The organism is Rhodopseudomonas palustris (assembly GCF_003031265.1).
In the GTDB taxonomy this organism is placed as follows: Bacteria; Pseudomonadota; Alphaproteobacteria; order Rhizobiales; family Xanthobacteraceae; genus Rhodopseudomonas; species Rhodopseudomonas palustris_H.
Genome location: NZ_CP019966.1, coordinates 864,922 through 886,793 on the forward strand (window position 1 = coordinate 864,922; position 21,872 = coordinate 886,793).

A 21,872-nucleotide genomic window follows, 5' to 3' on the forward strand; every position below is an offset into this window, starting at 1 on the left:
ACACGCGGCGGGGCCGGCGCAGTGCGCCAGCGCGGCGCAGTGTAGGGCGTGCTGCGAGCCGCTGCTACGACGCAGAAGCAGTGATGATAATCAGGCGGCGCAGGTTGAAAGGTGCGAGGTGAGCAACTTGCGGAACGCGGCGGCAGGGATGGCAGGGCTGAACAGCCAACCCTGCATCTGGGTGCAGCCGAGCGTCGTGAGGATCTCGCGCTGCCGCGCGGTCTCGACGCCCTCGGCGGTGGTGGTCATGTGACGAGCCGCTGCGATGTTGACCACGGCCTGCACGATCGCGGTCGAGCCTTCGGTGGTGTCGATGCCGTCGATAAAGCTGCGATCGATCTTGATCTTGTCGAACGGGAAGCGCTGCAGATAGCTCAGCGACGAATAGCCAGTGCCGAAATCGTCGAGCGAAATCCTCACCCCGAGCGCGCGAAGCTGGGTCAGTGTACTCAGCGCAGCGTCATCGTCGTGAATCAGCACCGCCTCGGTGACTTCGAGTTCGAGCCGGCTCGCCGGCAGCCCCGACGCGCCGAGCACGGAGGCGACCAGCAGCGCCAGCGACGGCTGACGGAATTGCACCGGCGAGATATTCACCGCGAGCGTGATATCGCTGTCCCAGGTCGCCGCCTCCGAGCAGGCGGTCGCCAGCGTCCAGGCGCCGATCTCGTTGATCAGGCCGGTGTCCTCGGCGATCGGAATGAACTCGGCCGGCGAGATCATGCCGCGGGTCGGATGCCGCCAGCGCAGCAGCGCCTCGCAACCCGTGATCGCGCCGCTGCGCAGATCGACCTGCGGCTGATAGTGGATTTCGAAGCCGCGGTCGGCGATCGCGCTGCGCAGGTCGAATTCGAGCTGGCGGCGGGTCTTGGCGACTGCGTCCATTTCCGGCTCGAAGAACCGGAAGGTGCGCCGGCCCTCGGCCTTGGCGCTGTACATCGCCAGGTCGGCGTTCTTCACCAGCTGGTCGAGATCAGCGCCATCGCGCGGCGCGATCGCAATTCCGATCGATGCGTCGGTGGAGAGCAGGTGGCCGAGGCATTGATACGGCAACCGGATCGACTCGTAGATGCGGTCGACCAGCGCGGTAGCTTCGTCGGGGCCGCTGACGCCGATCTGGATGATGGCGAATTCGTCGCCGCCGAGCCGAGCGACAAAGTCAGTCTCGCGCACGCAGTCGCGCAGCCGCACCGCGACCTGCTTCAAGAGTTCGTCGCCGACCGGATGGCCGAGCGTATCGTTGATGCTCTTGAACTCGTCGATGTCGATGTATAGCAGCGCGAACGGCGCCCCGCGGCTGGCACGCTGCAGCTCGTTTTCGAGTCGCTGCCGGAACATCGAGCGGTTCGGCAGATCGGTGAGACTGTCGAAATGCGCCAGATAGGAGATCCGCTCGTCGTAACGTTTGCGCTCGGTGGCATCCTCGTGGGTGATGACCCAGCCGCCGCCCGGCACCGGCACGCTCGAGAATTCGATCGAGCGGTCGTGGATGCTGTGAATCTCCGACACGCGCTGCGACGACAGGCGGTCGATCAGATCGGTGGTGATCTTGTCGATGTTGCCGCCGAGCGAGCCCGTCGATTTCCGATGTTCGAGCACGTCGCGCAGACTGCAGCCGGGCTTCACCACCTCGGGCGACAGACCGTACATCTCCATGTAGCGCTGATTGCAGATCACCAGCCGGGCCTGGGCATCGAACAGCAGCAAGCCCTGCGACATGTTGTTGATCGCGGTGTCGAGTCGCTGCTTGTCGAGCTGCAGCTTGCGTTGGGTGGCGCGGTGGTGCTTGCCGATCTGGTTGATGATCAGCAACAAGATCACGGTCACCACCAAGGCCGAGACGGCCGCGACCGAGACCATCAGCTTGGTCTGGGTCCGCCAGCTCGCCAGCGCATCCTCGGTAGTGGTGGTAACAACCATCACGATCGGCAGTTCGGTAAGCGCGTGCGACGCGACCAATCGGTCCTGCCCGTCGATCGGGCTGGTCAGCCGCGCAGTGGTGTCGTCGTCGAACATCGCCTGCTGCTGAAGCGGTCCGTCGCGGAAATTGCGGCCGATCATGCCCTCGGCGAACGGGTGACGCGTCAGCAAGGTGCCGTCGCTGTGATGCATCGAGACGGCTGAATCGCCGATCAGCGAGACTTGCGACAGGAAACGGTCGAAATGCGCCGGCGTGATCGCGCGCGTGACCACGCCGAGGAATTCACCGTCGGCTGCAGTCAGGCGCTGCGCCAGCACGATGCTCCAGCCGCCAGCCAGCGCGTTCTGCTCCAGCGCGACGGTAACCCGCTGTGCGGTCCCGGATTTGTGGTCGAGGAAGTAACGTTGATCTGCGATTGACAGCACCGGCACCGGCCAAACGTCGGAGGTGTTGATCAGGGTGCCGTTCGAATCGAAAATTTTCAGCGCAGTGATCTCGGTCGCACCTCGGGCGCGCGAGCGCAGAGTCTGATGCATCGCCAGCGTCGCCATCGTGCCGCCGAACGCTTCGGCCGACGGCTGCCGCATCTGGCGGGCAGTGCTGACAATGTCGTTCTGCATCGCCAGGAAATCGTCGATTTCGCGGTCGTAATGCAGCGCCAGCAGCAATGCGGTGTTGGACAGCTCGCGCTCGCCGTTGCGCAGCGCCTTCTCCTTGAAATTGCTGACAGTCAGCGTGGTGGTGACCGCAATACCGGCAATCAGCAGGGCGCCGCTCAGGATCAGCCAGAGGATCGGGCGAAGACGCAGCATCCCGGCGACGGACGAGTTCTCGCCGATGTCAGGAGGAGGTTCGAAAGCCGGATCTGGGGGCCGGACGTGTTGCATCCCGCGAAAACTACCTGCCACAGATGAGAGGCGGGTTAGCAATCACGGTAAGCAAAACTTGAATCGGGGAGCGGCGCTGGAATTGTTCAAGACCACGCCTGTTCAATATTGCTCATGTCGGTGCCGGCGGGGCAATTGCTGCGAAGGATCAACGCAGCAGTCTTCGGCGCAAAGCAAAGGGCCGGCGGATCGCTCCGCCGGCCCTTTTGACATGCGAACGGCAGCTGACTGCCGGTGCCGAGCGTTGCTCGGTTAGTTGATCGGCGTGCCGGCGCGCGGCGCCGCAGCGCTGTTGGCACGATAGACTTCGAACACGCCCCACGCGGCGGCGGCGAGATACACCAGCGCCGCCAGATTGCGCGGCAGGATCATCGCCAGCGCGATCAGCGCGACTGCCGTGGCGCAGGCCTTCACCAGCTTGTTCTCGTCGGCGAAGATCAGCTTGAAGCGATCCCAGTTGTCGACCTTCAGCGGCAGCTCCAGGGTCTGCAGGCCGAACTTTTCCCAGGCGCCCTTGAAGCCGAGTTCGCGCGCCCACAGCAGGAACAGCGCGACCAGGAAGGCGACGATCGTGATGACAGCGGCGAGAGGGCCGCCCGCGTAGCCGATCACGACCACCAGGGCGACTGCAAAAGCACCGATCCAATATTGCATTGATTTACCTTTCGTCACCCGGCGCTCGCGGGTGCCCTTTCAGGTTCGCTCACGCGCGGTCGTCGCGGGTGAGGTGGAATGACAAGCCAGGCACGCGCTCGCTGTTGCGGAGGTCGTCATCCTCGACTGCGCTCACGATCACCGCCTGCGGAACATCGACGCGTGCCGATTCCCAGCTCTTTTTGAATAAGGCAAATGCGAAAACGCTGCCAGTCAGGCGAATTGCTGACAGTGATCATTGGATGAAAGTGGTTGGCGGACGTTCCGGGCTGACGAATAGGTGGCCGGGTGCGGCATCCTGACCGGTGCGCTGCAAAGCTCCCACTGCGGGGTCTTCGCCTTTTGTCGGGTGCTGACCGGTATTCTTACCAGCGATCAGCTTAATCACTGCGTAACGACGACTGCGAATAGTCGAGCCTGAGGGGAGAATACCCATGCTGCAGACGCTCGAAACCACGGATTTGAAAGAAGCGCGCCGATCGCGGATCGCGCAGTTCAGCGGCCGCGCCGCGACGCTGAAGGTCGGCGGCTCCTCGGTCACCGGCATCGTCCGTGCCGTCAAGGAAGACAAGACCGGCGAGACCCCGCGCTGGATCGTCACCGTGATGGCGCAGCCGGCCCGGCGCTGATCACTCGGGCAGCAATTGCGACGGCGGCACGAAGTGGTGGGCATTTAGGCCCGCCTGCGCTTTCGCCTTCGCCAGCTCGGCGCGAGCCACCACGCGCAGATGTACCTCATCCGGCCCGTCGAGAAACCGCATCGCGCGGCCCCAGGTCCATAAGTAAGACAGCGGCGTATCCGGCGTCAGGCCCATCGCCCCGAACACCTGCATGGCGCGATCGACGATCCGGGTTTGCAACCGCGCCGCCACCAGTTTTATCGCCGAGACGTCGACCCGCGCTGCCGCATTGCCGGCGCGGTCCATGCGGTGCGCCGCATGCATCACCAAGAGCCGCGCCTGATCGATCTCCAGCCGCGATTCGGCGATCCAGTCTTGAATATTCGCAAAGTCTGCGAGGTGCTTGCCGAACGCCTCGCGCTCGAGCGCGCGCTCCGCCATCAGTTCGAGCGCAACTTCGCATTGGCCGATGGTGCGCATGCAATGATGCACCCGGCCGGGCCCGAGCCGGTCCTGCGCCAAACGAAAGCCCCTGCCTTCCTCGCCGAGCAGATTGGCTGCCGGTACCCGGACGTTGCGGAACACCAGCTCGCAATGTCCTTCCGGCGAGTGATAGTGCATCACCGGGATGTTGCGGACGATCGACAGGCCCGGCGTGTTCATCGGCACCAGCAGCATCGAGTGCCGCTCGGTCGAGGTCGCCGGCAGGTACTCGCCGGTGACGCCCATCACGATCGCCAGTTTGCAGTTCGGATGCGCGGCCCCGGTGATGAACCATTTGCGGCCGTTGATGACGTAGTCGTCGCCGTCACGGGTGATGGTGGTGCGAATGTTACGCGCGTCCGACGATGCGGCATCCGGCTCGCTCATCGCGAAGCAGGACCGGATCTCGCCGATCAGCAGCGGATCGAGCCACTCGGCGCGCTGCTCCGGCGTCGCCGCCAGATGCAGCAGCTCCATGTTGCCGGTGTCGGGCGCGTTGCAGTTGAACACTTCCGACGCCCAATGCACCCGGCCCATGATCTCGGCCAGCGGCGCATATTCGACGTTGCTGAGACGCTGGCCGGGATCCTCATCCCGCAGGCCCGGCAGAAACAGATTCCACAGATCCTCGGAGAACGCCCGCGACTTCAGCCGCTCGATCAGCGCCAGCGGATAGTGCCCCGCGGCCGCTTCACGATGCCAGGCGACGTTGGCCGGCTCGACGTGGAAGCGCATGAAGTCGGAAAGCTGCGCGCGCAGCCGTTGCACCTTGTCGCTGTGGTCGAAATCCATACGCGGCTCTCAGGCGGGAAGGGCGGCGGAGCGGTCCGCCGAGGTCGGTGGCGCCGGCGCGCGGCGTCGCTGCGACCGCATCAATTGCGCTTCAGGCTGAGGATATATTGCACGATCTCGGCGGCATCGCCGGGCGCAATGATGAAGTTCGGCATGTTGGTATGGTTGGAGCGCAGGAACACGTTCAGCGACAGCGCGGTCGTCGAGGGCAAATTGGCGATTCGGGAGAACCCCGGTCCTTTGCCATCGCGGGCATCGTCCGGCTCGATGGCGTGGCACTCCGCACACCACTGTGCGGCGAGCTTATGACCGGTGGAGACGCCGTCCTGCGGGGCGGCGGCATCCGCGCGGTGCAGCCGAACCGTCAGCAGCACCGCGATGATGAGAAATCCAGTGGCCGGGAGCCGGAACCAACCCTGCGACATCGTCACGATTAGTGACGGACCGTGCCGGGCGCGACGTGGAAGTCCTTGTCCAGCGCGTCGAGCGTCACCTTGTTGGCGCAGTACGCTTGGTAGTGCTCGGCGAGCGAACCGTCGGCGATGTCGTGATCGCACTCCGCCTTGTGGCGGCACAGCGCGCAGACGCGCTCGAGATCGCGCATCACCAGCGGCTGAGCACGGGCGATCGCGTCCTCGTCGATTCCGAGAACCTTGAGTAGCTGCGGCAGTTCTTCAACCTTGTGTGGACCCTGGCGGACCAGCTCGTCGAGATCCGACGCAGTGACGCCGAGGTCGTGCGCGATACGGCCGAATTCCGCAGAGTCGAATTGGCACATCTCGACGACTTCACGGCGATGCTTAAGCCAGTCGGCGAAGGTTTCGATCAGCCGGTCGACGAGCGGATAGGGGCGGCTATGGGCAGGCATTTCGCCCTCCAAGATGTCTGACGGTGACGGTACAATCGCCGAACGTCCCCCCAATCACATTGCGATAGATCAAGCAAAAGACCCCGGACATCACCGGAGGTAACGGCCGACAAGCCAGCAAAATCAGGCGTTTGTTCGCTGTGCGGAATGCGGTTCTATCGCCGCGTAGCGCCGTGCTGATCGTGCGGTTCAGCCCCGCGCGTAGCTGGTGCGGGTCAGCGGCTGACGCGCCTGTTCGAGATGGCGGCCGGGCGCGCCGGGACGGCCGTTGGTAAACACCGGAACGGTCGGCGGCCGCAACTCTTCGAGGAAGACCGGCTTGGAGTAGTAATAGCCTTGCGCGTAGCGGATCCGCGTCATGGCCTGCAGGTATGCGAGTTCTTCGAAAGTTTCGATCCCTTCGGCGATCACCGTCATGCCGAGAGCGTCGCTGAGCGACTCGATCGCACGCAGGATGCCCTGGCTGCGCGGACGCTTGTGAATGTCCGTGATGAAGGAGCGGTCGATCTTGATCTCGTCGGCGGTGATGTCCGCAAGCGCCGACAGCGACGAATAGCCGATGCCGAAATCGTCGATCGAAATGCCGACACCGATCTCCCGCAGCATCGGCAGGATCTCTTTCTGGAAGTGCGCCTTGGCGACGAATGCGTCCTCGGTGATTTCCACCATGAACCGCTTCGGACATTCGGTTGCGGCCAGCGCCTCGCAGAACGAGCGCATGAAGTCAGGCGAGCCGGCTTGCTTGGCGGCGACATTGACGCTGATGCTGGCTTGCTCGCCGAAGGTGGCGTTGATCAGGTCGATCGATTTCATGATCTCGGCAAGCACCAGATGGGTCAGCTCGTCGATCAAGCCGAGTTCGACGGCGAGATCGACAAAGGTGCCCGGCGCCTGGATCACGCCGTTATCGTCGCGCAGCCGCACCAGCGCTTCGATGCCTTTGATCTCGTTGGTGCGGATATCGACTTTGGGCTGGAACGCGCAGCAGAAACGCCTGTCGAGAATGGCCTGGCGCAGCGATTGCTCCACCGCCATCCGCTCCAGCGCCTCTCGCTCCATCGCGATGTTGAAGATCGCAGAGGCGCCCTTGGCGTCGCTCTTGACCCGGTACATCGCAATGTCGGCGTTCTGCCGCAGCGCCTCGTAGTTGCGGCCGTGCTCGGGATACAGGCTGATGCCGATCGAGGCCGACGCGAACACTTCGGTGCCGTCGATATAGAACGGCGCCTTCAGCCGCTGCAGCAGGAATTCGATGTGACCGGCGACTTCAGCCTCGCTGGTGATTGGATCGAGCAGCAGCAGGAATTCGTCGCCGCTGATCCGCGACAGCACGTCGGTGTCGCGCAGCTCCAGCGAAAGCCGCTTGGCGATCCCGACCAGCAGCGCGTCGCCGACCGCATGGCCGTAGTAATCGTTGATATGCTTGAAATTGTCGACATCGAGAAACGCCAGCGCGAAATGGTGCTGACGGTGATCCTCCAGCAGCGCGGTGACGTGGCGCTCGATCACGGCGCGGTTGGGCAGGCCGGTGAGCTCGTCGTAATAGGCGCGGCGGAACAGCTCGTCCTCGATCACTTTCTGGTCGGTGACATCGAGCGAACTCGACAGCAGTAGCTTGCGTCCGTCGATGTCCACCGGCTTGTGCGCAGTGAGCAGCGCGCGGGCCGCGCCGCCGAAGGCAATGCGTTCTTCGCGCGTGCCGGACTGGCCCTGGGCCAGCAGCGCCGCGCCGTCGCTGCGGCGCCGGTCGAGTGGCGGGTTGCTGGCGGTGTCGGTCGATGCAGGCGGAAGTCGATATTGTGCGGCGGCGGCGTCGTTGATGAAGACAAACCGGCCGTGCTCGTCCTGCACCGTCACGGCCGAGGGCAGCGCGCGCACGATTTCCTTGAACAGCCGCAGCTCTCCGGCGTCGGCAGCCGCGATGCCCGCCGCGTCCGCGGAAAGCGCCTCATCGCTCTCGGCGACGTCGGTCGTCCCAGTCGAGGGAAAGGATGGTGCGGCGCTCGTCATGCGCGCGAAGGATGGCGAAGGCCGCTGTAATAATGGTTAAGTGCAACCCTGAATGCCGGCGCAATCCCGCATCCGCAGTGGATTTGAATTGCAGTCGAGTATTTGTCATTAACAGAGTATCAACACCTACAACGAAAGACGCGGCAGCAAAGGTTGCCCGATCAGGGAGAGACAGCGATGGGACGGCTCGACGGTAAGATTGCGGTGATCACCGGTGCGACCAGCGGCATCGGTTGGCGCACCGCGGAGGTATTCGTGGCCGAAGGCGCCCGGATCGTTGTCGCCGGCCGCCGCACGGCCGAGGGCGAGGCGCTGGCGGCGCAGCTCGGCTCGTCCTGCGTGTTCAAGCAGACTGACGTCACCGACGAGGCTCAGGTGAAGGCCCTGATCGGCACCGCGCTCGACAGGTTCGGCCGGCTCGACTGCCTGTTCAACAATGCCGGCGGTCCGGCGCAGACCGGCGGCATCGAAGGCCTCGAGGTCGATCGCTTCGACGCTGCGATGGCGGCGCTGGTGCGCAGCGTGATGCTCGGCATGAAGCACGCCGCCCCGGCGATGAAGAAGCAGGGCGCCGGATCGATCATCAACAACGGCAGCATCGCCGGCCGGCTCGCCGGGTTCTCGTCATCGCTGGTGTACGGCGCCGCCAAGGCGGCGGTGAACCACCTGACCAAATGCGTCGCGATGGAGCTCGGCGAATCCGGCATTCGCGTCAATTCGATCTCGCCCGGCGCGATCGCGACTGGCATCTTCGGCAAGGCGCTCGGGCTGACGACCGATGCGGCCGAAAAGACCGCCGCGACGATGCGCGAGATCTACAAGACCGCGCAGCCGATCCAGCGCGCCGGCATTCCGGACGATATCGCCCAGGCCGCGGTGTTTCTCGCCAGCGACGAGTCGACCTTCATCAATGGGCACGATCTCGTCGTCGACGGCGGTATCACCGGCGGCCGTAACTGGACCGCGCAGCAGCAAGGCTACGTCGCGCTACGCAAGGCGTTCGATCACGGCGAGGGGTGACCAACACGTTCGCCGTCATTGCGAGGAGCGAAGTGACGAAGCAATCCAGCCAGATGCACTGAACTCTGGATTGCTTCGCTTCGCTCGCAATGACGAGAGAAGCCGTTCTGCGAGCTAATTCAGGGGCGCGACATTGACCCGAAGCCCGTCCTTCGGCTTCGGGATCGGCCACATCTGCCAGGCGGTGTGGTAGTTCGGCGGCAGCGACAGGTCGATGTTCTGCAGCAGGTGGACGGCGAAGCACTTCGCCTGCATGTAGGCGAAGTTGAGCCCGAGGCACATGTGCGCGCCGCCGCCATAGGGAATCCAGGCGAAGCGGTGGCGGCCGCGCGAGGCTTCGTCGGTGAAGCGCAGCGGGTCGAACTTGTCGGGGTTCGGCCAGATCTCCGGCATGTGGTGGGTGTATAACGGATTGACCGCCACCATGGTGCCGGCTGGAATTGTGTAGCCCTTGAAGCTGAAGGCACGTGTTGCCCGCCGCGGTAGCGACGGCACCGGCGGCCGCAGCCGCATCGCTTCCTTGAAGGCCATTTCGGTGAGGGGCAGTGCGTCGAGCTGTTCGAAACTGATCGGCTCGCCGGGCTTCAGGTCGAGGCCTGCGATTTCCTCGCGCAGCTTCTGCTGCCATTCCGGATGCGCCGCGAGTGCGGCGACGAACGAGGTCAGCGACGACGTCAGCGTGTCGTGCGCCGCCATCATCAGGAAGCTCATGTGGTCGATGATCGCCTGGTTCGACAGCAGCGCGCCGTCGTCGTGGGTGGCGCGGCAGAGCTGCGAGAACAGGTCGTCGCCGCCCTTGGCGCGGCGGATCGGAATCTGTTCGGCGAAGTAAGCGACGATGCGCTGGCGGCCTTTGACGCCGCGGGCCATCGCGGTGCCCGGCCATGGCTTGCGGATCGGCGCCACCGAGGCCGCGACCATGTCGATGAAGGCGCGGTTGACCTCTTCGGTCTCGGCGCCGATCGCGGTGCCGAGGAATGAGGTGGCGGCGAGATCGAGCGTGAGCTGCTTCATCGCCGGGTAGCACAGCATCTCGCCGGGGCGGGCGCGCCACTCCGCGACGCGGCGGGCGATGCCGGCGTTGAGTTCGGCCAGATAGGACTGCATCGGCCCGGCCTTGAACGCCACCGACAGGGTGCGCCGGTGCAGCCGGTGCTCGTCGAAATCGAGCATCATCAGGCCGCGCGGAAACAGCCGCCCGAGGATCGGGCCCCAGCCATGGGTCGAGGAAAACAGCTTGGTGTTATCGAACAGCACCAGCTCGTTGGCCTCCGGCCCGAGCAGGGTGATCGAGGTCTCGCCGAGAACGCGGCTGCGATAGACCGGACCATGGGTCCTCGCCATCTTCTCGACCTCGCCTTTCGGATCGGCGAGCACCGCGAGCGTCCGGCCGATGATCGGCCAGCCTTCGTCACCGGGAATGTGGGCGAGCGCGCTGGGCTTCGGCGGCACTGGCCGAGCGACGAGTGACGAATCCGCGACTTGGATCGACATGGGGCCTCCCTAGGCGGTTGTATCGGCCATGCGGAGGTGTGCCTCCGTTCTGTGGCGCGTCGCAGTTGAAAATAGGAGGCGTCCGCTCGGCTTGGCAAGGCCAAACCGAAGCGGCGAGGATTATGACGCAGCGGCCAGCGGCTGCCGGAGCGGCTGTTCGGGCGGGCTGAAGATCGTCATCGGCACGGTGACGCCGCGCAGCGGGTAGTCGCCGAGCGGCTCCAGTGGTGCGTCGATATGGGTCGCGGCCGCCGCCGTCACCAGGATACTGCGGCCGATACTCTTCTGCAGCGCCTCGACCCGGCTGGCTTCGTTCACCGCCGGTCCGATCACGGTGAAGTCGAGGCGCTCGGCGGCGCCGATATTGCCGAAGAACACTTCACCTTCGTGCAGCGCGATGCCGGCGCGGAGCGGCCGCCAGCCTTCGCAATTCACGCCCGCCGGATCGATCAGGTTGAGCCGCGCCAGCCCGGCCTGGGCTTCGATCGCGGCAGTCAGCGCCGCGTTACCGGCGACGCGCGAATCATCGCCGAGCGGAAACACCGCCAGCAGCCCGTCGCCGATGAACTTCAGCACATCGCCGCCGTTGCGCAGCACCGCGTCCGCGAACACCTCGAAGTAAGCGTTCAGCAGTGCGATCATGTCGTTACCGCACAGCCGGTCGGACAGGTCGGTGAAGCCGCGCAGGTCCGACATCCAGATGATGGCGCGGATCGGCTCGCCGGCGCCGCGCTTGATGTCGCCGCTCAGCACCTTGGCGCCGGCTACCGGGCCGAGATAGGCACCGAGCGCATTGATGGCGATCCGGGTGGCGACGTGGCGGCCGACATGCAGGCCGAACAGCGTCAGCAGCCGCTGAAACGTCGCCAGGTGTTCGTCGGTGAAGCCGCCGGGCTGCGTGGTTGCCAGCGTAATGGCGTGGCGGAACCGGTCGCCGCCCATCGGCAACCCCAAGTACTCGGTGTAACCGCCGGCCGCGAGGTCGCGCATAATCGGAAATTCCGCCTGCGCGGCGGCATCCTGCGGATTGCGCCGGATCGCCTTGCCGCCCTGGAACAGGCTGTGCAGCGGATTGAGGCGGAACGCGTCGGTGTCAGCGGTCGATTGTTTGACCTGGACTTCGTCGCACAGCCCGTCGGAGGCCCGCCAGTTCCAGGCGAAGCCGAGCAACTGCGGATGCAGCGTGCGGATGTGCAGCGTGGCGCGATGCACCGGCAGCCCGACCGCGGTCATCCGCCACATCAGCGATTCGAATGTCAGCAGCATTTCCGGTTCGGCCGCGGCGTCGTGCAGCAGCCAGTTTTCCAGTTCGGACAGAGTGATGCTGGCGGGCAGGCAGGCGGGGCCGCGCTGGCTGCGGCGGATGATGCTGACGCCGGCGGGATAGACGCGCATCGCGTCGGGTGGTGCGGTCGGATCGGTCACACAGGAACTTTCGTTGAGGATTGCGGGCAGCGAGCCGCGACGGCCTGCCGCACAAAGCGATCTTGCCCCGGCTGGCGGAATTCCCCATCTCACGGATGCGTTATCCAGGCTCCTTGCAGAGCGGAGACGCAGGAGGAGGACCATGAGTTACTTCAAGACCGCTCTCTTGCTGGCCGGCCTGACCGCGCTGTTCATGGGGGTCGGCTATCTGATCGGCGGCGCCAATGGCGCGCTGATCGCGCTGCTCGTTGCCGCGGCGATGAACATCTTCACCTACTGGAATTCCGACCGGATGGTGCTGTCGATGTACGGCGCTCAGGAGGTGGACGAGCGCTCGGCGCCGGATCTCTACCGGATGGTGGCGGAACTGGCCGGCCGCGCCTCACTGCCGATGCCGCGGGTGTTCATCATGGACAACCCGCAGCCGAACGCGTTCGCCACCGGCCGCAATCCGGAGAACGCCGCCGTCGCCGTCACCACTGGCCTAATGAACCAGCTCAGCCGCGAAGAACTCGCCGGCGTGGTGGCGCACGAGCTGGCGCACATCAAGAACCACGACACGCTGCTGATGACCATCACGGCGACGATCGCCGGTGCGATCTCGATGGTGGCGCAGTTCGGCATGTTCTTCGGCGGCAACCGCGAGAACAACAACGGCCCCGGCCTGATCGGCTCGTTGGCGTTGATGATCCTCGCGCCGCTCGGCGCCATGCTGGTGCAGATGGCGATCAGCCGAACCCGCGAATACGCCGCCGACGAGATGGGCGCGCGGATCTGCGGCCAGCCGATGTGGCTTGCCTCGGCGCTCGGCCGGATCGAAGCCGCGGCCCACCAGGTGCCGAACTACGATGCCGAACGCTCGCCGGCGACCGCGCATATGTTCATCATCAACCCGCTGTCGGGACAGGGCATGGACAATCTGTTCGCCACTCACCCGTCGACCGACAACCGGATTGCGGCGCTGCAGCGGCTCGCCGTCGAGATCGGCGGCAGTCCGTCTCGCGCAGCATCGGCGTTCTCGCGCAGCGCCGGCGCAGCCCCCTGGGGCGGCACCCCGCGCGGCAGCGGCCGCAGCCCGTGGAGCGGCCAGCCGCGTGGCCGAGGTCCGTGGGGTTAGTCCCTGCCAAGTGTTGGATGCTTCGAAGGCCCCGGTTCGCCGGGGCCTTTTTGCTGGCTCTGCCGTCATTGCGAGGAGCGCAGCGACGAAGCAATCCATAAACTCCGTACGCAGGACTCCTGGATTGCTTCGCTGCGCTCGCAATGACGCGGAGAGATTTTTTGCTGAACGGCAGCTGTTTACCTGGCTGGTAATCGACCCGATGATGCCGGGCTGCGATCGTGGGACAGCTCAAGCCTTGCCGGGATCCGTCGCCATGCACCAGACCGTTGCCGCAACCGATAACTCGCGCCGCTGGCAGGTGCTGGCGATCGTGGTCGCCGCGCAGTTCATGTTCGGCGTCGATGCCTTTATCGTCAACGTCGCGCTGCCGACGATCTCGACCGAACTCGGCGCCTCGTCGTCGCAGCTCGAGGCGGTGATCGCGATCTACCTGATCGGCTATGCGACGCTGATCGTCACCGGCGGCCGGCTCGGCGATATCTTCGGCACCAAGACCGTGTTCCTGCTCGGCGTCGCTGGCTTCACGTTCACTTCGCTGTGGTGCGGGCTGGCGCGCTCCGGTCCCGAACTGATCCTGGCGCGGCTGGCGCAGGGCACCACGGCGGCGTTCATGGTGCCGCAGGTGCTGGCGACGCTACACGTGCTGTTTCCGGATGCCGCGCGCGCCAAGGCGTTTGCGATCTACGGCACCGTGCTGGGGCTTGCCGGCGCCACCGGCTTTGCGCTCGGTGGCCTGTTGGTGACGCTCGATCTCGGTGGCTTCGGCTGGCGTTCGATCTTCTACGTCAATGGTCCGGTTGGGCTGATCATCATCGCGGCCGCCGCCAGGGTGATGCCGCAGACGCCGCGGCGGCCGGGCACGCGGCTCGATCTCGGCGGCGCCGTGATCCTGTTCGCCGGCCTTGTCTGCGTGATCGGCCCGTTGCTGTTCGGCCGCGACGTCGGCTGGGCAGGCTGGGTCTGGGCCGTGATGGCCGGCGGTGGCGCGATGCTGGCGCTGTTCCTGCGCTACGAGCGCCGCGTCGCTGCGCATGGTGGCATGCCAGTGGTCGATCTGACTCTGCTCGGCGACCGTGCCTTCGTCCGCGGCCTCGGCGCGGTGTTCTGCTTCTTCTTCGCTAACCAGTCGTTCTATCTGGTGATGACGCTATACATGCAGCTTGAGCTGAACGTGCCGCCGCTGCAGGCTGGCTTGGTGTTCCTGCCGCTGGCGTTGGCCTTCGTGATCGCGTCGCGGCATTCCGGCGCGCGGGCCCGGCGCCGCGGCACGCTGGTGCTGATCGAAGGCTGCCTGCTGCAGGTCGCGGGCCTTGGCCTGATCGCCGCCACGGTGACGGTGATCGCGGCGCCGACGCCGTTTGTGTTGGCGCTTGCGTTGTTGGTCGCCGGCTATGGCCAGGGCCTGGTGATGGCGCCGCTGTCGGGCGTGGTGCTGTCGAGCGTGCAGGCGACCAGCGCCGGCTCCGGCTCGGGCCTCTACGGCACCACGACGCAGATCGCCAGTGCAGCGGGCGTCGCGTCGCTCGGCTCGGTGTACTTCACTCTGGCGCAAAACGGCTCTGGCCGCCTTGCCCTGCTCGGCGCGTTGGCGCTGCTCGGGCTCGCGATTGCCGGCTGCATCGGGCTGCTGCGCTGGATGCGCCGCGCCGTGGCGGTGGCGGCTTAAGCCGGCACGTTCTCGGCGAGGCAAGCTACTGCGGCATCGACGCCGCCGCGGCTGTGCGGGATGCCGAGCGCGGTCAGTGCCATCTCGATCACGCCAAGCGTGCCGAGCACCATCGGGGCGTTGACGTGCCCCATGTGGGCGATGCGGAACGCCTTGTTCTGCAATTCGCCGATGCCGACGCCGAGCACCACGCCGCATTTGTCCTTGCAGTAGTGATGCAGTGCCGCGATGTCGTGACCCTCGGCGGCCCGTACGGTAGTGACCGTGTCGGCGCGTTCGTCCGGGTGCTCGATGTTGAAGCCGAGCACGTTGCCTTCGGACCAGACGTCCACGGCCCGGCGCACCGCGCCGGCGAGCAGATGGTGACGCCGGAAGGTGTTATCGAGCCCTTCGGCAAACAGGATGTCGAGCGCCTTGCGCAGCGCGAACAACAGATGCACCGGGGCCGTGCCAGCGTATTTTTGGTAGTGCTCGGGCCCGTCGCGCTCGGTCCAGTCCCAATATGGCGTGCGCAGGCCGGCGCGCTGGTGCGCGGCGCGGGCGCGGTCACCAACCGCGACGAACGACAGGCCGGGCGGCGACATCAGCCCCTTCTGCGACGCCGACATCGTGACGTCGATGCCCCAGGCATCCATCTCGAACGGCATGCAGCCGAGCGACGCCACCGCATCGACCATGAACAGCGCAGGGTGGCCGGCGGCTTTGATGGCGCGGCCGATTGCTTCGAGATCGTTACGGGCGCTGGAGGCGGTGTCGACCTGCACCACCACGATGGCTTTGATCGCATGTTCGGTGTCGCGGCGCAGCCGCGCTTCAACCTCGTCGGCGCGGACCGCACGGCGCCAGTCGCCTCGCAGCACCTCGACGTCGCAGCCCATCGCGCGGGCCGCGTTGCCCCAGCCGACCGCGAACCGTCCGCTTTCCAGCACCAGCACCTTGTCGCCGCGCGACAGCACGTTGCTGATCACCGCCTCCCAGGCGCCGTGGCCGTTGGCGATGTAGATGTAGGACTTGCCCTTGGTGGCAAACAGCCGGCTGAGATCAGCGAGAAGCCCCTCGCTCAGCGCCACCATCTCCTTCGAGTAGATGTCGAGCGCCGGGCGATGCATCGCCTGCAGCACTTCGTCGGGCATGGTGGTAGGTCCGGGAAACGCCAAAAATTCCCGTCCGGCGCTGACGGCCATGATGCTTGTCCCTGTGGTGAGAGATGCCGCGACCATGCCGGCTCGCCGCATCGATTTCAAGGCGCGCTCGCGCCGGGCTCGATTGCGTTGGTGACGGTGCGGAAGATCTGATCTTTGATCTCGGTCGCGAGCGGGCTCGGCAGAATCTCGGCCGGGCTGCTGCGCTTCTTGCAGCCTTCGGTCAGCCGAAGGATCCAGACCTCTCCGTCGGTGTAATACAAATCGCCTTCGCCGTTGCGGCCGGCGATGGTCGGACCGACGCCGGTGATCTGATATTTCGCATCGACCATCGCGGCGGCTTCGAGATCGGCGGCGAATTGGTCACGCTCGGCATCGATATCGGGTGCGATGTGATGCGTCACCGCGCCGGTGTAATGGCTGACGCCGACGCCGCGGTCGAAGGTGGCGCTGCCGAGCCAGACCGGGCGGCCTTCCTGGCCGCTGTCGAGCACCTTCCACAGGCGCACATGATTGCGTCGGTCGGCGCTGCGCCCGTCGGGCTTTTCGAATGCCAGATCCTCGCGGCGGTCGAGGTAGTACAGGCTCGACACCGGCGCGTCCGGATAGGGACGGTCGAGCAGCACGCTGCCGGCGATCGCGATCGACGAGCGCAGCGTGATCGGATCGGCCGGGTGCCAGTTCGCCGCGAGGATCGCGCAGACGACCTCGTGCTGATCGCCGATCAGCCCGACATTGATCGGGTCGCCGGGAATGCCCTGCGCGGTGCGGGTCACCATCGGCATGTCGGCGAGTTTGCTCTGGTGTTCGTAGTGGGTCCAGAACATCGGTAGCGCCAGATAGGCGAGGATCGCGTAGCAACCGATCAGCACCACCGAAAGCTGCCATGCTTGCCGTAGCCGGCGTTTGCGCGGCCGCTGCGGCCGCGAAGGATCATGTGCTGTGTGGTTCAAGGTCTGCCCCCGCAGCCCGGTCTGTTGCGGCGGCTAGCGCCGCGTCTCGCGGCAGCCTGCGGCCTCGGCTTCTTCCACCGAGCAGAACCAGCGGGTGCCCTTGCTGATCTTCATCCGGATCTGGGCGTACCAGCGGCTGGTCGGCTTGTGGTAGATGCACTCGCCGGACTTGTTGACGTTGCCCTTGATGGTGCATTCGGGTGACGGCGCGACCGGACCGGACGCTGAGGCGAGCAGGATTCGCCGGGCGTCCTTCGGCGGCTTGGTGGCGCCGAGGATCGGCGTCTTGTTGCTGCGAACGCGCCAGTCCCACGGCGCGATGAACGAGCCTTGCCACAGCCCGAGCTTGGCTTCGCGGGCGGCTTTTTCTTCGGCCTCGTAGGCGTGGGAGTACTGCACGTAAGCCAGCGCCCAGCCGTTCTTCACCATCCATTGCCCAAGATCTTCGCCGTCGACCTCGCATTTCGCGATCGAGCGGCCGCCTTTGTCGACGCGCAGGACGTGACAGGTCCAGCTCTTGCCGGCGGTATGCTGAGCCAGCGCGTCACGCGCGGCGATGCCGCAGGTCCAGCGGTCGCCCTTCGGGTTGAGACAGAGCTGATCCACCGCCGGTGCGTCGATGCCAGCGAGACGGATGCGGGTCTTCCCAATCAGCGCATGGTCGCCGTCACGGATCTTTGGCACGCCGCTGACGTCGGCCGCCTGGGCCGTTACCGGCAGCAGCAGGAGCAAAAGCGGCAACAGCCATGTGTTCAGCTTGAGCATGCGTCGACCTTCCCGGCAGGCACCTGTCCGGCAAACAGGTTCGCCGATTGTGCTGAATCTTGGGCGGCCCGGCCAGAGCCTCGGCAGCACCTCGCTTCAACTTCGCGCGAAGATCATGCGTGGTGGGCCTGCTGCAGCAGCGCCTTGCGAGCGAGAGCCAGCCCCATCAGCACGAATGCCGAGGTCACCTCGGGGCCGCCGACCAGAATCCGGGTCGGCGTCTTCATCTTGTTCCACTCATAGGCCTTGAACGGCGCGCGGCCGCCGCCTTCGCCGAGGTGGTTCAGGATGCAATGCAGCGCCGGTGCGAAGTGCTGACTATCGCCGCCAAGATGACCGAGCGCGATCAACGCCAGTGCGGCGTCGAAAACGTTCATCTCCTTGGCGATCAGCTCGTCCTGCACGTAAGCCAGCACGCGCAGCCGGATCGCCTCGAACACGCCGTCAGGATCAATCGCACGCTTGGCGGCTTCGTCGAGCGCCCGGAACGCGACGTAGCAGCGGCCGAAATACGCGCTGTACAGTTCTGGCAGGTAATACACGTGCGATTTCGGATCGGCGAACGCGCCGCTGGCCACCAGCCGGCGCTGGAAATCGACGATACGGCGCACCGTGTCCAGCCGGGCAGGCGTCTCGACAATCCGCCACCGCGCACAATTGCGGAAGCTGACTTCGAGCACGTCGAGATTGAGCGTCGGATCGAGGTCGTTGCCGAACGGGCGCTCGCCGGCTAGGCTGTCGATCCAGGTGACGATGCCGCCGTCGTAGTCGATGGTGTCGTTGAGGGGCACCGTGACCATCGGGGCGCTGGCGCCGGTGCGGACCTGATAGGCACGATAAAGATCGATCAGCGGCTGATCGATGATTGGATCCGACGAGTTCGCCTGGGTGGCGGCGGAGATCGCACAGGCGGTGGTGTCGCAATCCGGCACGTACACGCCGAAGCCGAGGTTCTGTTTGACCTTGGCGAAGAACCGCGAAAATCGCGGATGCGGCGGCGGCGCCAGCGCGGTGATCGCGTCGAACGGTTCGCCCTCGGCCGTGCGGACTCGTTCGCGGCTGGTCTTGAGGCAGAATTCCGTCATGTCGGCGATCATCCGCCGCGCCGCGCGGGTGTCGTCGGGCGTCCCGAGGCCGGAATCGATGAAGCCGAGCAGTGCCTCGATGTAGAACGCATCGTAATAGGCCGAGCGATGCCGGATCTGCACCGGCGACCACATCGGCTCGGCGATCCCGCGCCAGCGCGGATTGATCACGCCTTCTGCCGGCGATCGGGCGATGAACACCCGCGCCAGATTGAACAGCAGCGTCGAATTCTTGTAGCTGCGCGAATTCAGCCCGGTCAGCGCTGCGAGGAACGCACGGCCGTCGAGATCTGGGTCGCCGATCAGGTTGAACGACGCATAGGCCGGCAGGAAGCAGTTGCGACTCCACGATTGCAGCAAATGATCACCGCAGGCGCGGATCGCGCTGTCGATGTCGGCGAGCCGCGGCGTTTGCGCCGGCGCCACCCAGCTCGGCGGACGCGGGTGCTCCAGCCGGACGGTGTCGATCAACTCGGCGATCGGCGCGCCGATCGCAGCCCAATCCGGCTCGGCATCGTCGCGGGCGCTGATCAGGGCGTCGCGAACGGCGCGAAACCGCACCGGGTCGTGCAGCTCGGGCAGACCGGCCTTGCGCAGCAGCGGCCGCAGCGCCGGGTTGGCGAGTGCGGTCTTGTAGAATTTGGAGATGTGCGGATCGCCGTGCTTGTGACCGAGGAACACCGGATCGCACAGGTCGTACAGCGTCGGCGCTTGTTTCCGGGCGGTCAGCGCGCGGTACGCCGCGCCGGCCATCTTCAGCACATCCATGATCGTCTTCCGCGCGCTCTGACACGTTCGAGCCGACGAGGAATCGCATGGACGGACCGGGAATACAAACCCGCGGCCGTCGCTCGGCTGGCTCTCGTCGGATGGCGCGAGGCGTAGGACAGATTGCGGCGCCTGCCCAAGATGATTTTTGTCGCAGCAAGATCAGCCAAGAATTCGCGAGCGCTCACGAGGTTTTTGTCCCCTCTGAACGGATCAAATCTCGATCGGACGTCGCTCGGCCAAGATCATCGGAACCGGAACACCAACGCCGTTGGCTGGTTCGACGCTCCGTAGTCCTGCTCGCTTGCCTGAATGTCCTGAACTGTTTAAGGGATTGTTATTGTGCGGCGCCGCAAATTGAGCGCAATTCATAGGCAAATGACCCGCTCATCCATGAACCTGAACGGCAGCGACGCGACGAATGCCTGCGCGCGCCGATAAGGACGATTTGACGATGGCAATCCGGCTGCATCGCTTTTCCCGGCGGACCCTCACGGCTGCTGCTGCCTTGGTGGGCGTGGTGTCGCTGGCGATCGGCGCGCATGCGGCGCTGTACAAGCGCCCGGTCGATACGGCGCGTGTCGCAGCCCCGACGACCGTCGACGCGAAGGCGACCTCATCGCGATTGGCCCTGGTCATCGGCAACGCCCATTACCCCGATGCCGCTTCGCCGCTGCTGCAGCCGATCAACGATGCCCGTTTGCTCAGCGCCTCGCTGCGCCATGAAGGCTACGACGTCGACATGATCGAGGACGCCAGCCGTGACGACATCCTGCGCGCGGTCGCGCGGATCAAGGCCCGCGCCGGTAAGGACGCGACCGTGATGCTGTTCTTCGGCGGCTACGGCATTCAGTCCGGCCGCGACAACTACATGATTCCGGTCGACGCCAAGATCTGGACCGAAGCCGACGTGCGCCGCAGCGGCGTCAGCGTCGAGCAGGTGCTGGCGGAGATCAAGGCCGCCGGCGCTCACACCAATCTGGCGGTGCTCGACGCGTCGCGCCGCAATCCCTATGAGCGCCGCTTCCGCGCCTATTCGCACGGGCTGGCGCCAATCGAGACGCCGGCCAATGCGCTGGTACTGTCGTCGGCGACGCCGGGGCAGGTGGCGGACGACAATGACGCTCCTAACAGTATGGTGGTTGGGGAGTTGATCGGTTCGCTGTCGTCGCCGGCAAGCGCGGAAGCCGCTTTCGCCAAGGCGAGGCAGGCGGTGATCAAGGCGACCAATGGCGCCCAGGTGCCGTCCATGACCTCGTCGCTGGTCGCGGACGTGCCGCTGGTGCCGGTCGCCGACGCGACGCCCAACACCGGCGGCTGAGCGTTCAGTCCGATAATCTCTTTTTGAAAACGAAAAGGCCTGACGCGGCGTCCGCGTCAGGCCTTCGTCGTTGAGAGTGTGTGCCGCTTAGTTGGACTGCAGCACGAAGCGGCGGTTGTCCTTCTGCACCGGGCGTGCGTTCATCGGATACAGCTTGGCGAACGCTGCAACGTCCTCGGCCGCGACCGTGATCGGATCGGTCAGCACCATCCAGTCGACGACCTCCGAGCACGGCGGCGTCGTCAGCGACCCTTCATAGCGGTAGTAACCGAGCTTCGCCGGCAGCAGTGCGTTCGGATTGATCCCAGCATCGGCCTTCACCGCCGGACCTTCGCTCTGCGGCATGGTCGCGACGATCTTGGCGAACGCCGCATTGGCGGCGCCTTCCTGCATCAGCACGCCGACTACGCCGAGCGTGCCGGAGTCCATGCGGTGGACGAAGTGCACCTCCATCGGGAACGACTTGCCGTCGATCTGATGCTCGCTGGGACGGTGGAAGTGGAATTGCACCAGCTTGAAAGTCGCGCCGCCGAGCTTGAGTGTCGAGCCTTCGGCGACGTTGAGCTGGATGGTATGGCCGTTGTTGATGATGGTATCGGCCGTATCAGCCCACTGCACCTGCAGCGGAAACAGATTGGCGCTGACGGTCGAGCGGATATCGACCGGCGATTGCTGCACCCCGATCGAGCAGATCTGGTTGGCAGGATCGAGCTCGCCCCACTTAGCCGGGCCGCCTTCACCCTCATAGCCCCAATGGTGGGCGCCTTCGGCGGCAGCGCCGGCGGTGGCGCAAAGCGGACATAGAGCGAGGCCAGCAAAGGCCTTCAGGATATTGCGACGGTCCATCGACGTCTCCCGGGTTGATGCGCGGGAACTAGCAT

The 21,872-nt window shown here is 65.4% G+C and carries 18 protein-coding genes; 5 read left to right on the forward strand and 13 right to left on the reverse strand.

All coding sequences use genetic code 11. The annotated features are described in order from the left end of the window. Positions 1 to 90 precede the first annotated feature (90 nt). Together RPPS3_RS04035 and RPPS3_RS04040 are read right to left on the reverse strand one after the other, a co-directional pair. Entirely contained in the window at positions 91 to 2,730 is a 2,640-nt protein-coding gene (locus tag RPPS3_RS04035; protein WP_234820089.1) for a bifunctional diguanylate cyclase/phosphodiesterase, read from the reverse strand. Between the two features lie 327 nt (positions 2,731 to 3,057). After that, complete coding sequence (locus RPPS3_RS04040; RefSeq protein ID WP_011156345.1) at positions 3,058 to 3,459, reverse strand: hypothetical protein; 402 nt, start codon at positions 3,457 to 3,459, stop codon at positions 3,058 to 3,060. 434 nt (positions 3,460 to 3,893) lie between these two features. Between RPPS3_RS04040 and RPPS3_RS04045 the strand changes: the two genes are divergently transcribed. Beyond that, positions 3,894 to 4,088 carry a hypothetical protein gene (locus tag RPPS3_RS04045; RefSeq protein WP_011156346.1) on the forward strand — a complete coding sequence of 65 codons (195 nt, stop codon included), beginning with the start codon at positions 3,894 to 3,896 and terminating at the stop codon, positions 4,086 to 4,088. Here RPPS3_RS04045 and RPPS3_RS04050 read toward each other — a convergent pair whose 3' ends face one another. The 4 genes from RPPS3_RS04050 to RPPS3_RS04065 all read right to left on the reverse strand — a co-directional run bounded on the left by RPPS3_RS04050 (position 4,089) and on the right by RPPS3_RS04065 (position 8,232). Continuing rightward, positions 4,089 to 5,354: an acyl-CoA dehydrogenase family protein gene (locus RPPS3_RS04050; RefSeq protein ID WP_107342960.1), complete on the reverse strand. Its 1,266-nt coding sequence runs from the start codon at positions 5,352 to 5,354 to the stop codon at positions 4,089 to 4,091. An 80-nt stretch (positions 5,355 to 5,434) separates the two neighbouring features. Continuing rightward, positions 5,435 to 5,779, reverse strand: coding sequence for a c-type cytochrome (locus tag RPPS3_RS04055; protein ID WP_107342961.1), 345 nt, complete (start codon positions 5,777 to 5,779; stop codon positions 5,435 to 5,437). A gap of 8 nt (positions 5,780 to 5,787) precedes the next feature. Then, entirely contained in the window at positions 5,788 to 6,222 is a 435-nt protein-coding gene (locus RPPS3_RS04060) for a hypothetical protein (RefSeq protein ID WP_107342962.1), read from the reverse strand. Between the two features lie 189 nt (positions 6,223 to 6,411). Continuing rightward, the gene (locus RPPS3_RS04065) at positions 6,412 to 8,232 is read right to left on the reverse strand and encodes a putative bifunctional diguanylate cyclase/phosphodiesterase (protein WP_107342963.1); all 1,821 of its coding nucleotides are present in this window, start codon (positions 8,230 to 8,232) and stop codon (positions 6,412 to 6,414) included. A 177-nt stretch (positions 8,233 to 8,409) separates the two neighbouring features. Between RPPS3_RS04065 and RPPS3_RS04070 the strand changes: the two genes are divergently transcribed. Then, positions 8,410 to 9,252 carry an SDR family NAD(P)-dependent oxidoreductase gene (locus RPPS3_RS04070; RefSeq protein ID WP_107342964.1) on the forward strand — a complete coding sequence of 281 codons (843 nt, stop codon included), beginning with the start codon at positions 8,410 to 8,412 and terminating at the stop codon, positions 9,250 to 9,252. A 114-nt stretch (positions 9,253 to 9,366) separates the two neighbouring features. On the opposite strand, the gene RPPS3_RS04075 is transcribed toward RPPS3_RS04070, so the two are convergent. Together RPPS3_RS04075 and RPPS3_RS04080 are read right to left on the reverse strand one after the other, a co-directional pair. Beyond that, positions 9,367 to 10,746, reverse strand: a complete 1,380-nt coding sequence (locus RPPS3_RS04075; protein WP_107342965.1) for a cytochrome P450 — start codon at positions 10,744 to 10,746, stop codon at positions 9,367 to 9,369. Positions 10,747 to 10,866: 120 nt separating this feature from the next. Continuing rightward, positions 10,867 to 12,171, reverse strand: a complete 1,305-nt coding sequence (locus RPPS3_RS04080) for an adenylate/guanylate cyclase domain-containing protein (RefSeq protein WP_234820090.1) — start codon at positions 12,169 to 12,171, stop codon at positions 10,867 to 10,869. A gap of 142 nt (positions 12,172 to 12,313) precedes the next feature. Between RPPS3_RS04080 and htpX the strand changes: the two genes are divergently transcribed. Together htpX and RPPS3_RS04090 are read left to right on the forward strand one after the other, a co-directional pair. Next, a complete protein-coding gene (gene htpX, locus RPPS3_RS04085; protein ID WP_107342966.1) occupies positions 12,314 to 13,288 on the forward strand; it encodes a zinc metalloprotease HtpX in 975 nt (324 codons plus the stop codon). 256 nt (positions 13,289 to 13,544) lie between these two features. Then, on the forward strand, positions 13,545 to 14,957 hold the full coding sequence (locus RPPS3_RS04090) for an MFS transporter (RefSeq protein WP_107342967.1): 1,413 nt from the start codon (positions 13,545 to 13,547) through the stop codon (positions 14,955 to 14,957). On the opposite strand, the gene RPPS3_RS04095 is transcribed toward RPPS3_RS04090, so the two are convergent. From RPPS3_RS04095 to RPPS3_RS04110, 4 genes are all read right to left on the reverse strand, one after another. Further along, on the reverse strand, positions 14,954 to 16,141 hold the full coding sequence (locus RPPS3_RS04095; RefSeq protein ID WP_107342968.1) for a pyridoxal-phosphate-dependent aminotransferase family protein: 1,188 nt from the start codon (positions 16,139 to 16,141) through the stop codon (positions 14,954 to 14,956). The genes RPPS3_RS04090 and RPPS3_RS04095 overlap by 4 nt on opposite strands. Positions 16,142 to 16,197: 56 nt before the next feature. Then, positions 16,198 to 17,052: an LssY C-terminal domain-containing protein gene (locus RPPS3_RS04100; RefSeq protein ID WP_107342969.1), complete on the reverse strand. Its 855-nt coding sequence runs from the start codon at positions 17,050 to 17,052 to the stop codon at positions 16,198 to 16,200. A 33-nt stretch (positions 17,053 to 17,085) separates the two neighbouring features. Next, entirely contained in the window at positions 17,086 to 17,817 is a 732-nt protein-coding gene (locus tag RPPS3_RS04105) for a thermonuclease family protein (protein WP_107342970.1), read from the reverse strand. 113 nt (positions 17,818 to 17,930) lie between these two features. Next, a complete protein-coding gene (locus RPPS3_RS04110; protein ID WP_107342971.1) occupies positions 17,931 to 19,670 on the reverse strand; it encodes a hypothetical protein in 1,740 nt (579 codons plus the stop codon). A 454-nt stretch (positions 19,671 to 20,124) separates the two neighbouring features. Between RPPS3_RS04110 and RPPS3_RS04115 the strand changes: the two genes are divergently transcribed. Beyond that, positions 20,125 to 20,991 carry a caspase family protein gene (locus RPPS3_RS04115; protein ID WP_107346420.1) on the forward strand — a complete coding sequence of 289 codons (867 nt, stop codon included), beginning with the start codon at positions 20,125 to 20,127 and terminating at the stop codon, positions 20,989 to 20,991. 87 nt (positions 20,992 to 21,078) lie between these two features. On the opposite strand, the gene RPPS3_RS04120 is transcribed toward RPPS3_RS04115, so the two are convergent. After that, positions 21,079 to 21,837: a carbonic anhydrase gene (locus RPPS3_RS04120; protein WP_107342972.1), complete on the reverse strand. Its 759-nt coding sequence runs from the start codon at positions 21,835 to 21,837 to the stop codon at positions 21,079 to 21,081. Between the last annotated feature and the right edge of the window lie 35 nt (positions 21,838 to 21,872).

Coding starts and splice junctions, on each gene's coding strand:
- RPPS3_RS04035 (WP_234820089.1), bottom strand. CDS start 2,730: ATGCTGCGTCTTCGCCCGATCCTCTGGCTGATCCTGAGCGGCGCCCTG.
- RPPS3_RS04040 (WP_011156345.1), bottom strand. CDS start 3,459: ATGCAATATTGGATCGGTGCTTTTGCAGTCGCCCTGGTGGTCGTGATC.
- RPPS3_RS04045 (WP_011156346.1), top strand. CDS start 3,894: ATGCTGCAGACGCTCGAAACCACGGATTTGAAAGAAGCGCGCCGATCG.
- RPPS3_RS04050 (WP_107342960.1), bottom strand. CDS start 5,354: ATGGATTTCGACCACAGCGACAAGGTGCAACGGCTGCGCGCGCAGCTT.
- RPPS3_RS04055 (WP_107342961.1), bottom strand. CDS start 5,779: ATGTCGCAGGGTTGGTTCCGGCTCCCGGCCACTGGATTTCTCATCATC.
- RPPS3_RS04060 (WP_107342962.1), bottom strand. CDS start 6,222: ATGCCTGCCCATAGCCGCCCCTATCCGCTCGTCGACCGGCTGATCGAA.
- RPPS3_RS04065 (WP_107342963.1), bottom strand. CDS start 8,232: ATGACGAGCGCCGCACCATCCTTTCCCTCGACTGGGACGACCGACGTC.
- RPPS3_RS04070 (WP_107342964.1), top strand. CDS start 8,410: ATGGGACGGCTCGACGGTAAGATTGCGGTGATCACCGGTGCGACCAGC.
- RPPS3_RS04075 (WP_107342965.1), bottom strand. CDS start 10,746: ATGTCGATCCAAGTCGCGGATTCGTCACTCGTCGCTCGGCCAGTGCCG.
- htpX (WP_107342966.1), top strand. CDS start 12,314: ATGAGTTACTTCAAGACCGCTCTCTTGCTGGCCGGCCTGACCGCGCTG.
- RPPS3_RS04090 (WP_107342967.1), top strand. CDS start 13,545: ATGCACCAGACCGTTGCCGCAACCGATAACTCGCGCCGCTGGCAGGTG.
- RPPS3_RS04095 (WP_107342968.1), bottom strand. CDS start 16,141: ATGGCCGTCAGCGCCGGACGGGAATTTTTGGCGTTTCCCGGACCTACC.
- RPPS3_RS04105 (WP_107342970.1), bottom strand. CDS start 17,817: ATGCTCAAGCTGAACACATGGCTGTTGCCGCTTTTGCTCCTGCTGCTG.
- RPPS3_RS04110 (WP_107342971.1), bottom strand. CDS start 19,670: ATGGATGTGCTGAAGATGGCCGGCGCGGCGTACCGCGCGCTGACCGCC.
- RPPS3_RS04115 (WP_107346420.1), top strand. CDS start 20,125: ATGGCAATCCGGCTGCATCGCTTTTCCCGGCGGACCCTCACGGCTGCT.
- RPPS3_RS04120 (WP_107342972.1), bottom strand. CDS start 21,837: ATGGACCGTCGCAATATCCTGAAGGCCTTTGCTGGCCTCGCTCTATGT.